Here is a 17,013-nt window from a genome sequence, read left to right as displayed (position 1 = left end):
GCCACTATTCCAGCTCGCGGATCACCCGGCACGGTTGCCCCAGCGCCAATACGTTGGCTGGGATATCCCCGGTGACCACGCTGCCTGCACCAATGGTGGTGCCATCACCAATGGTCACCCCTGGCAGGATCACCACGTTACCGCCAATCCAGACGTTACTGCCGATCACTACCGGTTTGGCCGAGGTTTTAAACGGGAAATCAGGATCACCGCTAAAGCGTTCACTGGCCTTGAGCGGGTGACTTGGCGTGTAGATTTGCACATTTGGGCCGATCAGCGTGTTATCACCAATGGTAATGGTGTTGCAGTCGAGAAATACCGCATTCACGTTGATAAAACAGTTTTTACCGATACGGATATGCTGGCCATAATCACACCAGAACGGTAATTCGATCCAACTTTCATCCCCCCAGGCAGCAAACAGTTCACACAACAGACCTTTCTTCTCTTCCGCCTGATGCGAATCCAGTGCAGCCAGTTGCTTGGTGAGGCCACGCGCCCGGTGATACAGTGCAATCAGCTCTTCATCACGGCTGTTATAAACCTCACCGCGCAGCAATTTTTCTCTTTCTGTCATCTTAAAGCTCCTGAAAGGTATCGTTCCTGTTTCGCGTTATACCGCTACCCTAGGCCGGAAAACAGTAAAGATGTCCTGTTCAGGTGCAATAGCGACAAATCGTGAGCGATTTCTCACTTTACGCTTCATGTTCCTGCGTCTGCTGGGTAGGGAACATGGCACAACCCTCGGCGATTCCGCTGAAACATGTTAAAATCAGCTTCTTTTTTGCGTACCGGGATATTTGCTATGAGCTCAACCAACCAGGAAAAGCTGCTCGCACAGGCCGAACGGCTCTGCCAGCAACGCAACGTGCGGCTGACTCCGCAGCGGCTGGAAGTGTTACGCCTGATGGCGGAGCAACCCGGTGCCATCAGCGCTTACGATCTGCTCGATCTGCTGCGCGTGGCGGAACCCCAAGCCAAGCCGCCAACGGTGTACCGGGCGCTGGATTTTTTATTGGAACAGGGGTTTATCCACCGCGTCGAATCGGCTAACAGCTATGTGCTGTGCCATCATTTCGAACAGCCAATGCACACCTCTGCTTTGTTTATTTGCGATCGCTGTGGGCAGGTTACCGAACGCACAACCGAAGGCGTGGAAGAAATGCTGCAAAAGCTGGCCACAGAGTCTGGATTTGCCTTACGCCACAGCGTAGTTGAAGCACACGGGCTCTGTTCCGCCTGCGTCGAGGTCGAAGCCTGTGAAAGCAAGCATGATTGCGATCATGACCACAGCATTGTAATAAAGAAGAAATAAGCGCTGCGGTAGCAATGCCGCACTATCGCGCCACATCTACCCCCAGTCAGACGTTATGCCCCGTCGGAAACCAGGTTCCGCACACGCGATGGCGATGCCAGATCCAGCCCAATGCGGCTCCACGCAAAGCCAGAAACACCATCAGAGCCAACCAGAGGCCATGGTTGCCCAGTGCGGGTACGGTGAATAACGTCAGCCCATAACCGGCTGCGGCGATTGCCATACTGTTACGCATTTCTGCCCCACGGGTCGCGCCGATAAACATACCATCCAACAAATAGCACCAGACCCCAACCAAAGGCAGTGCCACTTGCCAAGGCAGGTAATGATTTGCCAACGCACGTAACTCCGGCAGCGAGGTTAAGGCCATCACGATCTGCTGCCCGGCCAACATATAAATCACCGCAAAACCCAGAGCGACTAGGCAGGCTTGCCTGCAAGCCGCGCGCCATACGTTATGCAGTTGGCGATCGTCCCGCGCACCATAAGCATGACCGGAATGTGCTTCGACGGCATAGGCAAAACCATCTAGCGCGTAAGCGGTGAACGTCAGCAGATTCATCAGCACCGCGTTAACCGCCACTACATCACTGCCCATACGCGCGCCCAGAATGGTCAGCGAGGCAAAGCACAATTGAAGTAATAACGAACGCAGCATGATGTCGCGGTTAAGCGCCAGCAAACGGCGCAGATTGCCGCGCCAGGCCTGACGCAGTATTGCCAGCGAGATCCCACGCCTGCGCAACACACACCACGACAGCCACAGACCCAACAGCAGTGTGACATACTCGGCAATCGCCGTCGCAGCCGCTGCGCCCGGCACATTCCAGCCCAACCCCATCACCAGCCAGATATCCAGCACAATATTCAGCAGATTGCCGACGATCAGCAAGATCACCGGGGCCCGCACATACTGTACGCCCAAGAGCCAACCCAGCAGCACCATGTTAGCCAATGACGCTGGCGCACTTAACCAGCGGATCTCCAGGAACAACCGAGCCTGTGCCAAGACGGCTTTATCACCCCCGACAATCTGCAAAGCCAGCGTAATCAGCGGCACACGCAGCAGCACAATCGCGATGCCAGCCACCAGCGCCAGCAGCAGCGGTTGCATCAACGCCTTGGCTAACCGTTGCGGATCCTGAGCGCCTAACGCCTGTGCCGCCAGCCCGGTGGTGCTCATACGCAGAAATAGTAACAGCATGAACAGGAAGCTGGTCACCATTGAACCTATGGCAACCCCGCCGAGATAAGTCGGGCTATCAAGATGACCAATAACGGCAGTATCCACCAGGCCAAGCAAGGGAACGGTGATATTGGAAAAAATCATCGGCAATGCCAAACGCCACAAAGCTTTATCGGTGTCGCTGGTAAAAGCAGAAATCAGGCGCATAGTGAAATGTTCCCGTGGCCGTGCGGTAGTGATAGTTCAGAAAAGGTATCGCCCCAGAGCTGGGGCGATATGAGTATGATGTATCAATCAGGGCAGCAACGCTTAGATCCAGTCACCGTTGCGGATCACGCCAACCGCTAAACCTTCGATAGTGAAATTCTGCTCACGCAGATCGACAACGATCGGTTGAAACTCACTGTTTTCGGGCAGCAGCTCAACCGTGTTACCGTGCTTTTTCAGGCGTTTGACCGTGACCTCATCTTCGATACGGGCAACCACCACTTGGCCGTTACGCACGTCCTGGGTTTTATGCACCGCCAGCAGATCGCCGTCGAGAATACCAATATCACGCATCGACATGCCGTTAACGCGCAGCAGGAAATCCGCACTAGGTTTAAACAGGGAAGGATCGACTTTGTAATGCCCTTCGATATGCTGCTCAGCCAGCAAAGGTTCACCGGCAGCAACGCGGCCAACCAAAGGTAACCCTTCTTCATCTTCCATCAGCAAGCGGATACCACGCGAAGCACCAGAGACAATTTCAATCACCCCTTTACGGGCCAGCGCTTTCAGGTGCTCTTCGGCGGCATTCGGTGAACGGAATCCCAGACGCGTTGCGATCTCGGCACGAGTTGGTGGCATGCCCGTTTGCAAAATATGATCGCGAATCAGGTCGTAGACCTCTTGCTGCCTGGTAGTTAGTGCTTTCATTCCGCCCCCTGTTTGTTTATACAGTCTTGCTGTGAGTATATACAGGTAAGTCAGGATTGGGAACCAAAGAATGAATAAAAATCAGGGATTAGCGAAGCAATTCGCAACATTTATTCAAGCAAAGTGCTGCCACAGCACCGACCCCCACACGAACAGCGCCAGGATAATCGTCAACGAGACCGCCGCCGATCCCATATCTTTTGCCCGGCCCGACAGCTCATGGTAGTCCGTCCCCACACGATCGACGATAGCCTCGATTGCACTGTTGATAATTTCAACGATCATCACCAACAGCACCGAACCGATCAATAAAATGCGTGCTATCGCACCCACATCCAGCCAAATCGCCAGTATGATAGCCACGACAACCGCGAGCGATTCCTGGCGGAATGCCGCTTCATGCCGCCAAGCCGCAGTCAGGCCTTTATATGAATAACCTGCCGCTTTAATGATACGTGTCAGGCCAGTTGCTTTATTTGCCATGTTAAAACGCCTTTCTCAAAGGTGGTGCCCCATCGCGTTTCAAGCAGCAACTTGAAATCCATAGGGTATAATTTAACGATGAGTGCCCAGAGGCGACCGAGCCTCGGGAATTCCCGACGCCACAGATCTGCTACCCGGTTTCTGGTATGCTTGCGGCGCATTGCTAACAAGAGGCTTTATGTTGTTATGTTAGGTTGGCGTAAAATATATTATAAACTATTGAATTTACCACTGAAAATGTTGGTAAAAAGCAAGATTATCCCTTCAGATCCGGTCACGGAGTTAGGGTTGGATCCCTCACGACCTATTCTGTATGTTCTGCCTTATAATTCCAAAGCAGATTTGCTGACATTGCGTACCCAATGTCTGGCACAGGAGCTGCCCGATCCTCTTAACTCACTGGAGATCGACGGCACCGTTCTGCCAAGCTATGTGTTTATCCATGAAGGCCCGCGCGTCTTCCGCTATTACACGCCTAAAGAAGAGTCGGTCAAACTGTTCCACGACTATCTGGATCTGCACCGTAGCAATCCGGATCTCGACATTCAGATGCTGCCGGTATCGGTGATGTTTGGCCGTTCACCGGGGCGTGAAGGGCATGGAGCACCGCATCTGCGTTTGCTGAACGGCTTCCAGAAATTCTTCGCCATCTTGTGGTTGGGGCGCGACAGTTTTGTCCGTTTCTCCAATACCGTTTCTTTGCGGCGTATGGCCACCGAGCACGGCACCGACCAAACCATCGCGCAAAAACTGGCGCGTGTGGCGCGCATGCACTTCTCACGCCAGCGTTTGGCTGCCGTGGGGCCAAGCCTGCCAGCTCGTCAGGATCTGTTCAACAAACTGCTGGCATCCAAGGCCATTGAGAAAGCGGTTGAAGATGAAGCCCGCAGCAAAAAGATCTCCCACGAAAAAGCCCAGCAAAACGCGATTGCGCTGATGGAAGAGATTGCCGCCGACTTCTCCTATGAGGCCGTGCGTCTTTCCGATCGTGTGCTGAGCTGGACCTGGAACCGTCTGTATCAAGGCCTCAACGTCACCAAAGCCGAACGGGTGCGCCAACTGGCGCAGGACGGCCACGAGATCGTCTATGTGCCCTGCCACCGCAGCCACATGGATTACCTGTTGCTGTCTTATGTGCTCTACCATCAAGGATTGGTGCCGCCGCATATTGCCGCAGGTATCAACCTGAACTTCTGGCCAGCCGGGCCAATCTTCCGCCGTTTGGGGGCGTTCTTTATCCGCCGTACCTTCAAGGGCAATAAGCTCTATTCCACCGTGTTCCGTGAATATCTCGGCGAGCTGTTCACCCGTGGTTATTCGGTGGAATACTTTGTGGAAGGGGGTCGCTCGCGCACCGGGCGCTTGCTGGAGCCAAAAACCGGCACCCTGTCGATGACCATCCAGGCGATGCTGCGTGGCGGTACTCGCCCTATTACCTTAGTGCCGGTTTATATCGGTTATGAACATGTGATGGAAGTAGGAACCTACGCCAAAGAGCTGCGGGGCGCGACCAAAGAGAAAGAGGGGCTGCTGCAGATGCTGCGCGGCCTGCGCAAACTGCGCAACCTCGGCCAGGGCTACGTCAACTTTGGCGAGCCGCTGTCATTGACCTCTTACCTCAACCACCATGTGCCACAGTGGCGCGAGTCTATCGATCCGATTGAAGCCCAGCGCCCAAGCTGGTTGACGCCAGTAGTTAACGATCTGGCTACCCGGATCATGGTGCGCATCAATAATGCGGCAGCAGCTAACGCCATGAACCTGTGTTCTACCGCATTATTGGCTTCACGCCAGCGTGCGCTAACCCGTGAGCAGTTGATTGAGCAGTTGGATTGTTACCTGCAGTTGATGCGTAATGCGCCTTATGCGCCAGATGCCACCGTACCAACGCAAACACCGGAGCAGTTGCTGGATCACGCGTTGAACATGAATAAGTTTGAGGTGGAGAAAGACAGCATTGGTGACATCATCATCCTGCCGCGTGAACAAGCGGTGCTGATGACCTATTACCGCAACAATATTCACCACATGCTGGTATTGCCTTCGTTGATTGCCACTATCGTGATGCATCATCGTCGCGTATCACGCGATGAACTGCTGCGCCAGGTCAGCCTGATCTATCCAATGCTGAAAGCCGAGCTGTTCCTGCGCTATGAAAAAGAGCAGTTACCGCAGGTGCTGCAGCCACTGATCGACGAACTGGCCCGCCAGCAGTTGATTGGCAATAAAGGTGACGAACTGGTGCTGAACCCGGCGCGTATTCGCCCGCTGCAACTGTTGGCCGCCGGTGTCCGCGAAACCTTGCAACGTTACGCGATTACCATGTCGATCCTCAGCGCCAACCCGAGCATCAACCGCGGAGCGCTAGAGAAAGAGAGCCGTATTATGGCTCAGCGCCTGTCGGTGCTGCACGGCATCAACGCACCGGAATTCTTTGACAAGGCGGTGTTCTCTACTCTGGTGGCGACGCTGCGCGAAGAAGGTTATATCGACGATATCGGCGATGCGATCCGCGAGCACACCATGGAGGTTTACACCATGTTGAGCGATCTGATTACGCCAGAAATCAAGCTGACCATCGAGAGCGTCAGCACGCCGGAAGAAGCCAACGATGAGGCAGAAACGGCAGACGAGCAAAAAGAAGACGAATAGCTATAGATCAAGGCACCGCAAGGTGCCTTTTTTATACCCGCCGCTGTGCTATCAGAGATAACTCAACGCAATGCCGATAAACAGCACCAGACCAACATAGTTGTTGTTCAGGAAAGCACTGAAACAGGCCGCACGATCGCGGCTGGCAATCTGTTTCTGCTGATGGATAAACAGCGCTCCGGCCAGCAGCAATGACCAATAGTAGGCACCGCCAAGCTGCATCAGGTAACCCACCCACAGCATCAGCAGCAGCGTGGCAAACTGCAGTAACCCCACCACCAGCTTGTCATGGCGGCCAAACAGCACGGCGGTGGACTTAATGCCGATTTTCACATCGTCATCACGATCCACCATGGCATATAAGGTGTCGTAGGCCACCGTCCAGCAAATATTCGCCAGGAATAGCAGCCAGCAGCTCAGCGGTAACGATTCGCTGACGGCAGCGTAGGCCATCGGGATCGACCAGCCAAAAGCAGCTCCCAGCACCACCTGCGGCAGATTGGTCACCCGTTTCATGAACGGGTAAACCCACGCCAGGGCCAGGGCCGCCAGCGATAGCCAGATTGTCATCGCATTCAGGGTCAATACCAGGGCAAAAGAAATCAGTACCAGCGCAACAAACAGAATCTTGGCTTCTTTTTCACTGACCTGACCACTTGGCAACGGGCGGCCCGCAGTGCGCTTCACATGCCCATCAAAGGCACGATCGGCATAATCATTAACCACACAGCCTGCGGCTCGCATCAGGAATACACCAAGCACAAACACCAGCAATACAGGCAACGCTGGTACTCCCTGCCCGGCCAGCCACAATGCCCATAACGTTGGCCACAGCAACAACAACGAGCCAATCGGTTTATCGATGCGCATCAGGTGGCCATAAGCACGCCATTTGCTTCGAGTCACGCTTCCTTCCAAGATCCTTGTCTCCCCTTATGTTACCGGAATACCTTCCTATACCTGTCATACTTCAAGTTGCTTGGGTGTTGGCTGCCTTCACTCACCCCAGTCACTTACTTGAGTAAGCTCCTGGGGCTTCGTTCCGTTGCCGCCTACAAGCAACTCGAATTATTTTGGGTATACACCGAATACAGCGGCGAAGCAGGTAAAAACAGCTCGGTCAGCAACAGCGGTTTATCCGCCAGACGCAAACGGGAACGCCGGGCCCACAATGCCCCCTGCTGGCCAACGTGAATATAATCGCGAGTTAACGCATTACTGCTGAACAGATAACGGCCCAGCGGCAAAGTTCCCAGATCGACCAGTGCCTGATCCGGGCCAGTCAGCGTTTCTTGTGGGATCACCGTGCGCCCTAAAAGCCAGGGTTGACCGTCGCCCAGCAACACAATTTCACGCAGCCAATAGCGCTCACTGTAGGGTAGATGTTCTGCTTCTTCGCCCAGTTGATCGCCGGTCACGAAGCATTCGCGTTGGGGTTCAACCTGCACCTGCTGGCAATGACGCTCAAAACGGCGAGTCATGGAACCCAACTCCATCAGCCAGTCACTAATGGTGTCGGATATCGGGAAGTTTTCAGGCAACCATGCAATGGGCGGCAGGATCGAGTCCCTATTGCCAGACATGTTCTACTCCATGGCAGCAGAAACCGCACTGAACGGGCGTTTCCTGACCATACAAATCGTTAACAGAGAGCCATTGTAACGCAGAAATCCGAAAGCGGCAGGTTGATTCGCAGTGAAATCAGTGGCGTTTTTAACAGAAAAGGCAGGAGAAACCGCAGAACATAAATCCCGCTATAAATGAAAAAAGGTGCGCTGGAGGCGCACCAATCATCAAGCCAGCATCAGCAGCGTGGGGGTTACCCCTTGCCTTTCACGCTACCAATAAACGTATCTCGTGCAGTGGTAGAACCCAGTTTTTCGGCCTCGTTCATCAGTTTCAGGGCCTTATCAATATCACCCGCCTTGACCGCCTGTTTGATACCTTTATTGAAATAGGCTTCGGTATCACTGAGCATCGGCTCTGCCGGCGTTTTAGCAACCGGGGCAGGAGCAGCGGCAGGTGCAACTGGCGCTGGAGCCGTTGAGCCCACCACCACAGGTGCCGGTGCTGAAGAGTTTGTCAGCGGCAAGCCAATCATGACGCTGCCCATATTTTGTTCTGAGCGCACTTTCAGATTCAACTCGCCCGTTGCGCTGTGCCGAGCAATAGGATCTGGAATATCGGGAACCGCATTCCCCACGCCCATTGCATAGGCTTTAGCCGGATCAACAAGTTGCGTGGTAGCAGCCAAATCCTGACGAGTGGTGTACACCAAAACATAGATCTGTTTCTGCCCTAGAGCGGGCGTCAGCTTCATCGTGCCTTCCAAACGATCGCCAGACATCACGCCTGCACGTTCATAAGGGAAATAGCTGCTCGGGTAAAAAGCGGCAGGCCGCATTTGTTCATCCAACACCAGCACGCTTGGTGCAAACACGCTGCGATCGTTCACCAGGCTGCTCAAGGTGATCTCCAGCGAACCGCGATCGGCAGGCAAAGTAAACGCGGCTACCTGGCCCTGAATATCACCCTGGCTAACCTGTGGGTTGGCTTCGTTGATCTTAAAACTTTCACTGGCTGGCGGCACTACCGGTTTCCAGGGCAGTTTCTGCAACGTGTCATGGGCAATCACCGGGGCAACCGAGACATCCGCTGGCGCGTTAAACGCTGTCGCGTGCGCCATCAATGGGATTGCTGAGCCGCAGACCAGCGACAGGTAAAAAGCGAGTAGATTTTTTTTCATTGTGATGGCCCTTGCGAAAAGAGGCGAAGAAACTGACGCGTCACTGGCAAGAAAAACGCGTCAGCCAAACAGATTAGCAAAGAAACAATGCAGCCGAACTTACGTTCGGCTGCGAGATTGCTTACCACCAGGCTTCGAATTGTGCGCCAAAGGTGACTTCATCATTGTCACCACGACCACCGTCGTTAACTGCAACGCCGTTATCATAGCCCCACTTCTCATGCCAGTTGGCATAGGTAGCGAAAACGCGCAACGCCGGGCGTGACCAGATGCTGTCGCCAGCTTGCCACTGTTGGGCCAGGGTCAATTTGTACTGTCTGTTACGCTCATCGGTTCTTTGCGACTTAACGTTGTCATAGCCCGCTTCAAACAGGGTACTCATGATTGGAGTCCACTTATACATCGGGCGGATACCCACGGTGTACCAGGTGGTGCCGTTGTTGTTGTCCAGGTTGATATTCTGGTACATACCGACGTACATCATTTCCCAATCATCAGCCAGCTTCACCGCACCATGATCCAGAACGCGCAGCATATGGCCATCATTGTTGACGCTAGCGCCTTGGCTATGTCCTGAGTTCCAAGAGGTCATAGAGTCGGTAGCATACTGTACGACAAACTTGTTAAAGCCACCGAGCATGCTCTGGGTATGTTCTGCCGTTGCCATTACGCCATCTTTCGAGGCGCCTTCGGCCAGATAATAATTATCTGCTGTATTGGCTCTGCCGTAGTCAAAGCCCAGTTCCAATGTACCACCTGGGTTGGTTTCCAAGCCTGCCAAGCGAACATCATATACATCGTTAGAAGTTTTAGACTCGTCTGAAAGCTGGTTATTGATCCAGCGATACGAACCACCGTCCTCTGTGCTACGAGTGACGGCAAACGACAGTTTACCAAAGCCCAGATCGACGTTTTCCAGACCTGCGCCTGGGCCAGAGATATCCCAGTAGTAGAAGTCGATCATGTGGACGTCATGACGTTGATAAAAGCGCTTACCTGCCCACATATTGGCACCAGGTAATGCAGCAATCAGGTTTTTACCTTGCACGTTGATCTCGCGGAGAGCAGGATTAGTGGGTTCCCAATCTTTTTCCTGATCGATACCGTAAGCAAGGTTAGAATCCAGATAGAAGCTCTTATCACCGTCTTTCCACAGCTCCTGACCCAACTTCAATTCCGCGTAGGTGTCACATTCGTTACCAAGGCGGTATTTGCTTTGAGCACCGGTTGCGGTGAAACACTGTTGTTTACCACCGCTGCCGGTCCAACCGATACCAGAACGGGCGTAACCATGAAAATCCACTGCCATTGCTTGCGTTGATAAAACTCCCGCGGCGACAGCCAGTGCCAAAGGAAGTTTGCGCAGAGTAGTCATCATTATTCTCCTGTTATAGTTGCCTGTCGGCATGCATGCTTCCCCCTCTTACTTGAATTTGCAGGGATGTTGACTACCTGCAACGCCAAGTAGTTAGGGGATCAAACGCCCGGTTCCTGATGCAGCCTGCGGCATGCCGTACCGTCCTCACGGAACAGATGGCAGCGGTGAGGCGGCAACCCGATAGCGAATGTTGCACCTTCTTCTACCAGCACTACGTCATTCTGGCGGTAAACCAGGTTCTGACGGATTTCTGGAATTTGAATATGAATCTGGGTTTCGTTGCCCAGTTGCTCTACCACCTGCACTTCACCCATCAGTGTTACCGGAGATTCAGAGCTCGGTAACAGATGTTCAGGGCGAATCCCCAACGACAGGTTAGCGCCCACCTCAACCCCGTCAGATTCAACCGGTAACCACACCAGCTGGCGGTTCGGCATCGGCAGTTCAACCTGCACATTATTGTGTTCAACGGCGGTCACTTTAACCGGCAGGAAGTTCATCTTCGGTGAGCCGATAAAACCGGCAACGAAGCGGTTAGCCGGGTAGTGGTATAACTCCAGCGGCTTACCGATCTGAGCCACACGACCAGCATCCAGCACCACAATCTTGTCCGCCAGCGTCATCGCTTCGACCTGATCGTGGGTGACATATATCATGGTGCGCTGCAGGCGTTTGTGCAGACGTGAGATCTCAATACGCATCTGCACACGCAGTGCGGCATCCAGGTTAGACAGCGGTTCATCGAGCAGGAATACGTCCGGTTCAGCCACCAAGGTACGGCCAATCGCCACCCGCTGACGCTGTCCACCAGACAGCGCCTTCGGACGCCGTTCCAGCAAATGTGCCAATTGCAGCACTTCAGAAACCTGATTGACCCGCTGGTTAATCTCCGCTTTTTTCGCCCCAGCCAGTTTCAGGCCAAACGACATGTTATCGGCCACCGAAAGATGCGGATACAGCGCATAGGACTGGAACACCATGCCAATACCGCGCTCGGCTGGGGGGATCTCATTCATGCGTTTTTCGCCAATGAACAGGTCGCCGGAAGTAATATCCTCAAGACCGGCAATCATGCGTAACAGCGTCGATTTACCGCAGCCAGACGGCCCAACAAACACCACAAATTCACCGTCATCGATGGTCAGATTGACGTCCCTGGAAATTACGGCCTCACCAAAGGCCTTATAAACGCTGCGCAGTGTGACGCTAGCCATGCGTTACTCCCCTGCTTTCGCAGTTAACATTTCTTGTAAAAATGGCAGATGCAAAACCTGCCAAAACCCATTGTTGACCCTCTTGCTGCGCACCGTGCTGCCAGGCCAAAGGAATGGTTGCCTCAGACGGCACGACCGGCTGAGTATAGGGCTGCAGATTGATTAGCGCTTCAAGGCATTGATCCTGATGGGTAATGCATAAACGAATTACGCCATCTTGCTGGCTGACCGAGCTCAGTTCACCGTGCTGAATCACCGGCAACTGGCGCAGTGCCAATAAAGCCTGGCAGTAACGTAATGTTGAATTATTGTCATGCTGCTGGCGGCTGATCGCCAACGCCCGGTGTTCGATAGCCACTTGCTGGTACCAGTGAATTTCGCCTGCGGTGACTTGCTCTGGGGCCTCATGCCAAGGCATCGGCGTTTGTGCGCCGTGCGGTTCTTGCAACCCAGCAGCATGCGGCAGGCCGAGCTCTTCCCCCTGATACAGACAGATAGGCGCTGGCAGCAACGCCAGTAACGTCAGGAAAGCCTGAGCCGAGCGCAAATCACCCTGCCCCCAGTGGCTGACCACGCGTGGCTGATCGACTTCACCGGTACTCCAGACGTTTTCCGCCAGCCGATGGCGGTGTGCATTGAGGACCGACACCAATTTCTCAACGCTGAACGGCGCGACCTCCAACGCCAGCACACCACGAGCATAATGTTGATCGGGGGCTGCACTGAGGCAGATGCGGTTAGGGTCTTCGTTGTGCCAGAGCGCCAACCCATGGCTGGCAACTTGCGCCCCTGCCTCTGGTGGCAATGCTTTCGGTAACAGTAAACCATCGACCGCCAGCCTCTTCAGGTAGGGCAACGCCGTCATCATGCCAGTCACATCGCCAATACCATCACCGTTTCCATCTCGGAAACTGACCGGATGGATCCGGTACAACGTCGGGTGATTGGCAGTGTGCATTGACGACATAAGTCCAAGTTCCTGCGGCGATATATGGCGATAAAAACAATGTTGCTGATAGTGAGGTAATGGCAAGAAGGGGTAATCATCCGTAACAGGATTTTTCATGGGGGAGGAGATGGGAGGATGAGAGAACGACACTTCTTGGCCAAAGTTCCCGGCACCAGACAAATCTGTGATCAGCTTTGCAAAAATAGCGCCCCCTTTGTGTGCCTGACGCCACAGAATAGGGTGCAATGTTAGCTGGATCACACTACTTAGGCATGGGGCGTAGACGGGGGGAGGATGAGAAAGTATCCGCTTGTGACCCACTATGAGCGCGAAATTGCTCTCCTTATCGCAGTGCCCACAGAAGGATGGAATTATGAATCTCAGAATGAAAAAAAGCGCACGCGTCCTAGCGCTTTCGGCCTTAACCACACTGGTGCTGTCTTCTTCTGCTTTTGCCAAGATCGAAGAAGGGAAACTGGTTATCTGGATTAACGGCGATAAAGGCTATAACGGCCTGGCCGAAGTTGGCAAAAAGTTTGAGAAAGATACCGGCATTAAAGTAACCATTGAGCATCCGGACAAGCTGGAAGAGAAATTCCCGCAGGTTGCAGCCACTGGCGACGGCCCGGACATCATCTTCTGGGCTCACGACCGTTTTGGTGGTTACGCGCAGTCTGGTCTGTTGGCAGAAATCCATCCTTCTAAAGCCTTCCAGGAAAAAATCTATCCTTTCACCTGGGATGCGGTTCGCTTTGACGGCAAGCTGATTGGTTACCCCATCGCGGTTGAAGCCCTGTCGCTGATTTATAACAAAGATCTGGTAAAAGAAGCACCGAAAACCTGGGAAGAGATCCCGGCGCTGGATAAAGAGCTGCGTGCCAAGGGCAAAAGCGCCATCATGTGGAACCTGCAGGAACCCTACTTCACTTGGCCAATCATCTCTGCCAACGGCGGTTATGCCTTTAAATTTGAAAACGGCAAGTACAACGTTAAGGACGTAGGCGTAGCCAATGCAGGCTCGCAGGCTGGCTTGCAGTTCATCGTCGATCTGGTGAAGAACAAACACATCAACGCCGATACCGATTACTCAATTGCTGAAGGCGCATTCAATAAAGGCCAGACCGCAATGACCATTAATGGCCCATGGGCCTGGTCAAACATCGAACAGAGTAAAATCAATTATGGCGTGACTCTGTTGCCTACTTTCCAGGGCAAGCCGTCTAAACCGTTCGTGGGCGTACTGACCGCCGGTATCAACGCCGCCAGCCCGAACAAAGAGCTGGCAACCGAATTCCTGGAAAACTATCTGATCACCGATCAGGGCCTGGCTGACGTCAACAAAGACAAACCACTGGGTGCCGTGGCACTGAAATCGTTCCAGGAGCATCTGGCGAAAGACCCAAGAATTGCAGCCACCATGAAGAACGCGCAAAACGGCGAAATCATGCCAAACATCCCGCAAATGAGCACCTTCTGGTACGCAATGCGTAGCGCCGTGATCAACGCCATCACCGGACGCCAAACGGTGAAAGCCGCTCTGGAAGACGCACATACCCGTATCACCAAGTAAGACCCGGCAATGAGTGGGCCACTGTGCCCACCCTGGCCTTAAGTTGTGCGGGATGCGGTCAGTATCCCGCTGTAATACCCCAGAAAGGAATGCCCTATGCAATTAGCTCACGCTGGTTCGCCTGCGCGAAAAAAATCGAAGTGGTGGCAAAGCGACATTCTGAAATGGCTGCTGGTCGGCTTTTTCAGCTTGGTGACTTGTTATCTGATTGTATTGATGTATGCACAGGGAGAATATCTGTTCGCGATCCTGACGCTGGTGCTGGTGAGCGCCGGGTTATACGTGTTCGCCAACCGTCGTGCCTATGCGTGGCGCTATGTGTACCCCGGTATCGCTGGTATGGGGTTGTTCGTCCTGTTCCCGCTGATTTGTACTATCGCAATTGCATTTACCAACTACAGCAGTACCAACCAGTTAACCTTTGAGCGGGCGCAGTCAGTCTTGATGCAGCGCCAGTTCCAGACCGGTAAAACCTTTACTTTCGATCTCTATCCAACGGCAGACCAACAATGGTTGATGCAGTTGACCCACCCTGATAGCGGCCAATTACTGATTTCCAAGCCGTTCAGCTTGCATGGCAGTGAACCGCAGACGCTGAAGTTAACCGCTGAAAGCGCCGCCCCTGCGGGTGAGCGTGCTACGTTGCGGGTCATTACTCAAAACCGCCAGACGTTGAGCCTGATTGTGGCAACGTTGCCGGACGGCGGTGAGCTGCGCATGAGTTCCCTGCGCCAATTCTCTGGCACCAGCCCTTTGTATACGCTGGGCCAAGACGGCAAAACGCTGACCGATAATCAAACCCAGATCCAATATCGCCCTAATCCGGAAATCGGCTTTTACCAGGCGATCAATGCCGATGGCAGTTGGGCCAAAGACACCCTCAGCCCCGGCTATACCGTGACCACCGGCTGGAAAAACTTCCTGCGCGTGCTGAACGATGAAGGTATTCAGAAACCTTTCGTCTCAATCTTCGTCTGGACCATTATTTTTTCGGTGCTGACTGTGATTTTCACCGTCGCAGTGGGCATGGTGCTGGCCTGCGTGGTGCAGTGGGAAGCGCTGAAAGGCAAAGCGGTTTATCGCGTGCTGTTGATCTTGCCTTATGCGGTGCCATCATTTATTTCGATTCTGATCTTCAAAGGCTTGTTCAACCAGAGCTTCGGTGAAATCAACCTGATGCTGAGTGCGCTATTCGGCATCAAACCCGCTTGGTTTACCGATCCGCTCACCGCCAAGAGCATGATTTTGATCGTCAATACCTGGTTAGGTTATCCGTACATGATGATCCTGTGCATGGGGTTGCTAAAGGCCATTCCAGACGATCTGTACGAAGCCTCGGCAATGGATGGCGCCAGCCCGATGCAGAACTTCTTCCGCATCACCTTCCCACTGCTGATCAAACCGCTGACGCCGCTGATGATCGCCAGTTTTGCCTTTAACTTTAATAACTTTGTCCTGATTCAACTGCTGACCCGCGGTGGGCCGGACATGATTGGTACCACCACCCCGGCTGGCTATACCGATCTGTTGGTGAGTTATACCTATCGCATTGCCTTTGAAGGGGGTGGCGGGCAGGACTTTGGCTTGGCTGCGGCGATTGCTACGTTGATCTTCCTGTTGGTCGGCGCACTGGCAATCCTGAACCTGAAAGCCAGCAAGATGAATTTTGATTAAGGGAAAACGATAATGGCCATGGTCCAACCCAAATCCCAGCGCGTGCGCCTGTGGATCACCCATATTCTGATGCTGAGCTTTATCGCTCTGATCATGTTCCCGTTACTGATGGTGATCGCAATTTCGCTGCGTTCCGGGAACTTCGCTACCGGTAGCCTGATCCCGGACCAGATCTCTTGGGATCACTGGCGCCTGGCGCTCGGTATGAGCGTTACTAATACCGATGGCAGCATTACTCCACCGCCTTTCCCCGTGCTGTTGTGGCTGTGGAACTCGGTTAAAGTGGCGGCGATCACCGCCGTTGGTATCGTGACGCTTTCAACCACCTGTGCCTACGCTTTCGCTCGTATGCGTTTTCGTGGCAAAAGCACTCTGCTGAAAAGTATGCTGATTTTCCAGATGTTTCCCGCCGTGCTGTCTTTGGTGGCGTTGTATGCCTTGTTCGATCGTTTAGGCCAATACATTCCGTTTATCGGCCTGAATACCCATGGCGGTGTGATTTTTGCTTATATGGGGGGCATTGCGTTGCACGTCTGGACGATTAAGGGCTACTTCGAAACCATCGATAACTCATTGGAAGAAGCGGCTGCGCTGGATGGTGCAACACCGTGGCAGGCATTCCGCCTGGTGTTGTTGCCGCTTTCGGTGCCGATTCTGGCGGTGGTGTTCATTCTGTCATTTATTGCGGCGATCACCGAAGTCCCAGTGGCCTCGCTGCTGTTACGTGATGTGAACAGTTACACCCTGGCCGTGGGTATGCAGCAATATCTGAACCCGCAGAACTACCTGTGGGGCGACTTTGCCGCCGCTGCCGTGCTGTCAGCTATTCCAATCACCGCCGTGTTCCTCTTGGCACAGCGCTGGTTGGTGGGTGGCCTGACCGCGGGTGGGGTGAAAGGCTAATGGATTACCGGGCTTAGTGATACAG

Annotated in this window: 15 protein-coding genes; 5 read left to right on the top strand and 10 right to left on the bottom strand. The window is 53.6% G+C overall.

Annotated elements, in window-relative coordinates:
• Positions 1–4: 4 nt before the first annotated feature.
• Entirely contained in the window at positions 5–577 is a 573-nt protein-coding gene (locus tag IV04_RS07350) for a sugar O-acetyltransferase (protein WP_037403987.1), read from the bottom strand.
• A gap of 228 nt (positions 578–805) precedes the next feature.
• Between IV04_RS07350 and zur the strand changes: the two genes are divergently transcribed.
• On the top strand, positions 806–1,315 hold the full coding sequence (zur, locus tag IV04_RS07345) for a zinc uptake transcriptional repressor Zur (RefSeq protein ID WP_037403986.1): 510 nt from the start codon (positions 806–808) through the stop codon (positions 1,313–1,315).
• A 46-nt stretch (positions 1,316–1,361) separates the two neighbouring features.
• Here the strand turns inward: zur and dinF are convergent, their stop codons facing one another.
• The 3 genes from dinF to IV04_RS07330 form a co-directional block, all read right to left on the bottom strand.
• On the bottom strand, positions 1,362–2,708 hold the full coding sequence (dinF, locus tag IV04_RS07340) for an MATE family efflux transporter DinF (RefSeq protein WP_037403985.1): 1,347 nt from the start codon (positions 2,706–2,708) through the stop codon (positions 1,362–1,364).
• A gap of 102 nt (positions 2,709–2,810) precedes the next feature.
• Positions 2,811–3,419, bottom strand: coding sequence for a transcriptional repressor LexA (lexA, locus tag IV04_RS07335; RefSeq protein WP_037403984.1), 609 nt, complete (start codon positions 3,417–3,419; stop codon positions 2,811–2,813).
• A 114-nt stretch (positions 3,420–3,533) separates the two neighbouring features.
• Positions 3,534–3,902: a diacylglycerol kinase gene (locus IV04_RS07330; protein WP_037403983.1), complete on the bottom strand. Its 369-nt coding sequence runs from the start codon at positions 3,900–3,902 to the stop codon at positions 3,534–3,536.
• A gap of 186 nt (positions 3,903–4,088) precedes the next feature.
• Here IV04_RS07330 and plsB point away from each other — a divergent pair, with 186 nt between their 5' ends.
• Entirely contained in the window at positions 4,089–6,554 is a 2,466-nt protein-coding gene (gene plsB, locus IV04_RS07325) for a glycerol-3-phosphate 1-O-acyltransferase PlsB (protein WP_037403982.1), read from the top strand.
• Between the two features lie 51 nt (positions 6,555–6,605).
• Here the strand turns inward: plsB and ubiA are convergent, their stop codons facing one another.
• The 6 genes from ubiA to IV04_RS07295 form a co-directional block, all read right to left on the bottom strand.
• Positions 6,606–7,472 (bottom strand): 4-hydroxybenzoate octaprenyltransferase, encoded by an 867-nt coding sequence (gene ubiA, locus IV04_RS07320; RefSeq protein WP_037403980.1) that lies wholly within the window; start codon positions 7,470–7,472, stop codon positions 6,606–6,608.
• Between the two features lie 134 nt (positions 7,473–7,606).
• Positions 7,607–8,137: a chorismate lyase gene (ubiC, locus tag IV04_RS07315; RefSeq protein WP_037403978.1), complete on the bottom strand. Its 531-nt coding sequence runs from the start codon at positions 8,135–8,137 to the stop codon at positions 7,607–7,609.
• Positions 8,138–8,373: 236 nt separating this feature from the next.
• Positions 8,374–9,300, bottom strand: coding sequence for a maltose operon protein MalM (malM, locus tag IV04_RS07310; RefSeq protein WP_037403976.1), 927 nt, complete (start codon positions 9,298–9,300; stop codon positions 8,374–8,376).
• Positions 9,301–9,421: 121 nt separating this feature from the next.
• The gene (locus IV04_RS07305) at positions 9,422–10,675 is read right to left on the bottom strand and encodes a maltoporin (protein WP_037403975.1); all 1,254 of its coding nucleotides are present in this window, start codon (positions 10,673–10,675) and stop codon (positions 9,422–9,424) included.
• A 101-nt stretch (positions 10,676–10,776) separates the two neighbouring features.
• Positions 10,777–11,892: a maltose/maltodextrin ABC transporter ATP-binding protein MalK gene (gene malK / locus IV04_RS07300; protein ID WP_037403974.1), complete on the bottom strand. Its 1,116-nt coding sequence runs from the start codon at positions 11,890–11,892 to the stop codon at positions 10,777–10,779.
• Positions 11,885–12,859, bottom strand: a complete 975-nt coding sequence (locus IV04_RS07295; protein WP_037403973.1) for an alpha-amylase family glycosyl hydrolase — start codon at positions 12,857–12,859, stop codon at positions 11,885–11,887. Before IV04_RS07295 ends, malK begins: the two co-directional genes overlap by 8 nt.
• Before the next feature lie 367 nt (positions 12,860–13,226).
• Between IV04_RS07295 and malE the strand changes: the two genes are divergently transcribed.
• The 3 genes from malE to malG all read left to right on the top strand — a co-directional run bounded on the left by malE (position 13,227) and on the right by malG (position 16,988).
• Positions 13,227–14,411 (top strand): maltose/maltodextrin ABC transporter substrate-binding protein MalE, encoded by a 1,185-nt coding sequence (gene malE / locus IV04_RS07290; protein ID WP_369794880.1) that lies wholly within the window; start codon positions 13,227–13,229, stop codon positions 14,409–14,411.
• A gap of 96 nt (positions 14,412–14,507) precedes the next feature.
• Positions 14,508–16,085 (top strand): maltose ABC transporter permease MalF, encoded by a 1,578-nt coding sequence (gene malF, locus IV04_RS07285; RefSeq protein ID WP_037403971.1) that lies wholly within the window; start codon positions 14,508–14,510, stop codon positions 16,083–16,085.
• A gap of 12 nt (positions 16,086–16,097) precedes the next feature.
• Entirely contained in the window at positions 16,098–16,988 is an 891-nt protein-coding gene (gene malG, locus IV04_RS07280) for a maltose ABC transporter permease MalG (RefSeq protein WP_037403969.1), read from the top strand.
• Positions 16,989–17,013: the final 25 nt, after the last annotated feature.

Origin of the sequence: Serratia sp. Ag1 (genome assembly GCF_000743355.1) — a bacterium.
Taxonomy (GTDB): Bacteria; Pseudomonadota; Gammaproteobacteria; order Enterobacterales; family Enterobacteriaceae; genus Chania.
This window is presented reverse-complemented; position numbering and strand designations above follow the sequence as displayed.

Bases quoted from the DNA above. Each gene is read 5' to 3' on its own strand.
- IV04_RS07350 (WP_037403987.1), bottom strand. From the start codon at position 577: ATGACAGAAAGAGAAAAATTGCTGCGCGGTGAGGTTTATAACAGCCGT.
- zur (WP_037403986.1), top strand. From the start codon at position 806: ATGAGCTCAACCAACCAGGAAAAGCTGCTCGCACAGGCCGAACGGCTC.
- dinF (WP_037403985.1), bottom strand. From the start codon at position 2,708: ATGCGCCTGATTTCTGCTTTTACCAGCGACACCGATAAAGCTTTGTGG.
- lexA (WP_037403984.1), bottom strand. From the start codon at position 3,419: ATGAAAGCACTAACTACCAGGCAGCAAGAGGTCTACGACCTGATTCGC.
- IV04_RS07330 (WP_037403983.1), bottom strand. From the start codon at position 3,902: ATGGCAAATAAAGCAACTGGCCTGACACGTATCATTAAAGCGGCAGGT.
- plsB (WP_037403982.1), top strand. From the start codon at position 4,089: ATGTTAGGTTGGCGTAAAATATATTATAAACTATTGAATTTACCACTG.
- ubiC (WP_037403978.1), bottom strand. From the start codon at position 8,137: ATGTCTGGCAATAGGGACTCGATCCTGCCGCCCATTGCATGGTTGCCT.
- malM (WP_037403976.1), bottom strand. From the start codon at position 9,300: ATGAAAAAAAATCTACTCGCTTTTTACCTGTCGCTGGTCTGCGGCTCA.
- IV04_RS07305 (WP_037403975.1), bottom strand. From the start codon at position 10,675: ATGACTACTCTGCGCAAACTTCCTTTGGCACTGGCTGTCGCCGCGGGA.
- malK (WP_037403974.1), bottom strand. From the start codon at position 11,892: ATGGCTAGCGTCACACTGCGCAGCGTTTATAAGGCCTTTGGTGAGGCC.
- IV04_RS07295 (WP_037403973.1), bottom strand. From the start codon at position 12,859: ATGTCGTCAATGCACACTGCCAATCACCCGACGTTGTACCGGATCCAT.
- malE (WP_369794880.1), top strand. From the start codon at position 13,227: ATGAAAAAAAGCGCACGCGTCCTAGCGCTTTCGGCCTTAACCACACTG.
- malF (WP_037403971.1), top strand. From the start codon at position 14,508: ATGCAATTAGCTCACGCTGGTTCGCCTGCGCGAAAAAAATCGAAGTGG.
- malG (WP_037403969.1), top strand. From the start codon at position 16,098: ATGGCCATGGTCCAACCCAAATCCCAGCGCGTGCGCCTGTGGATCACC.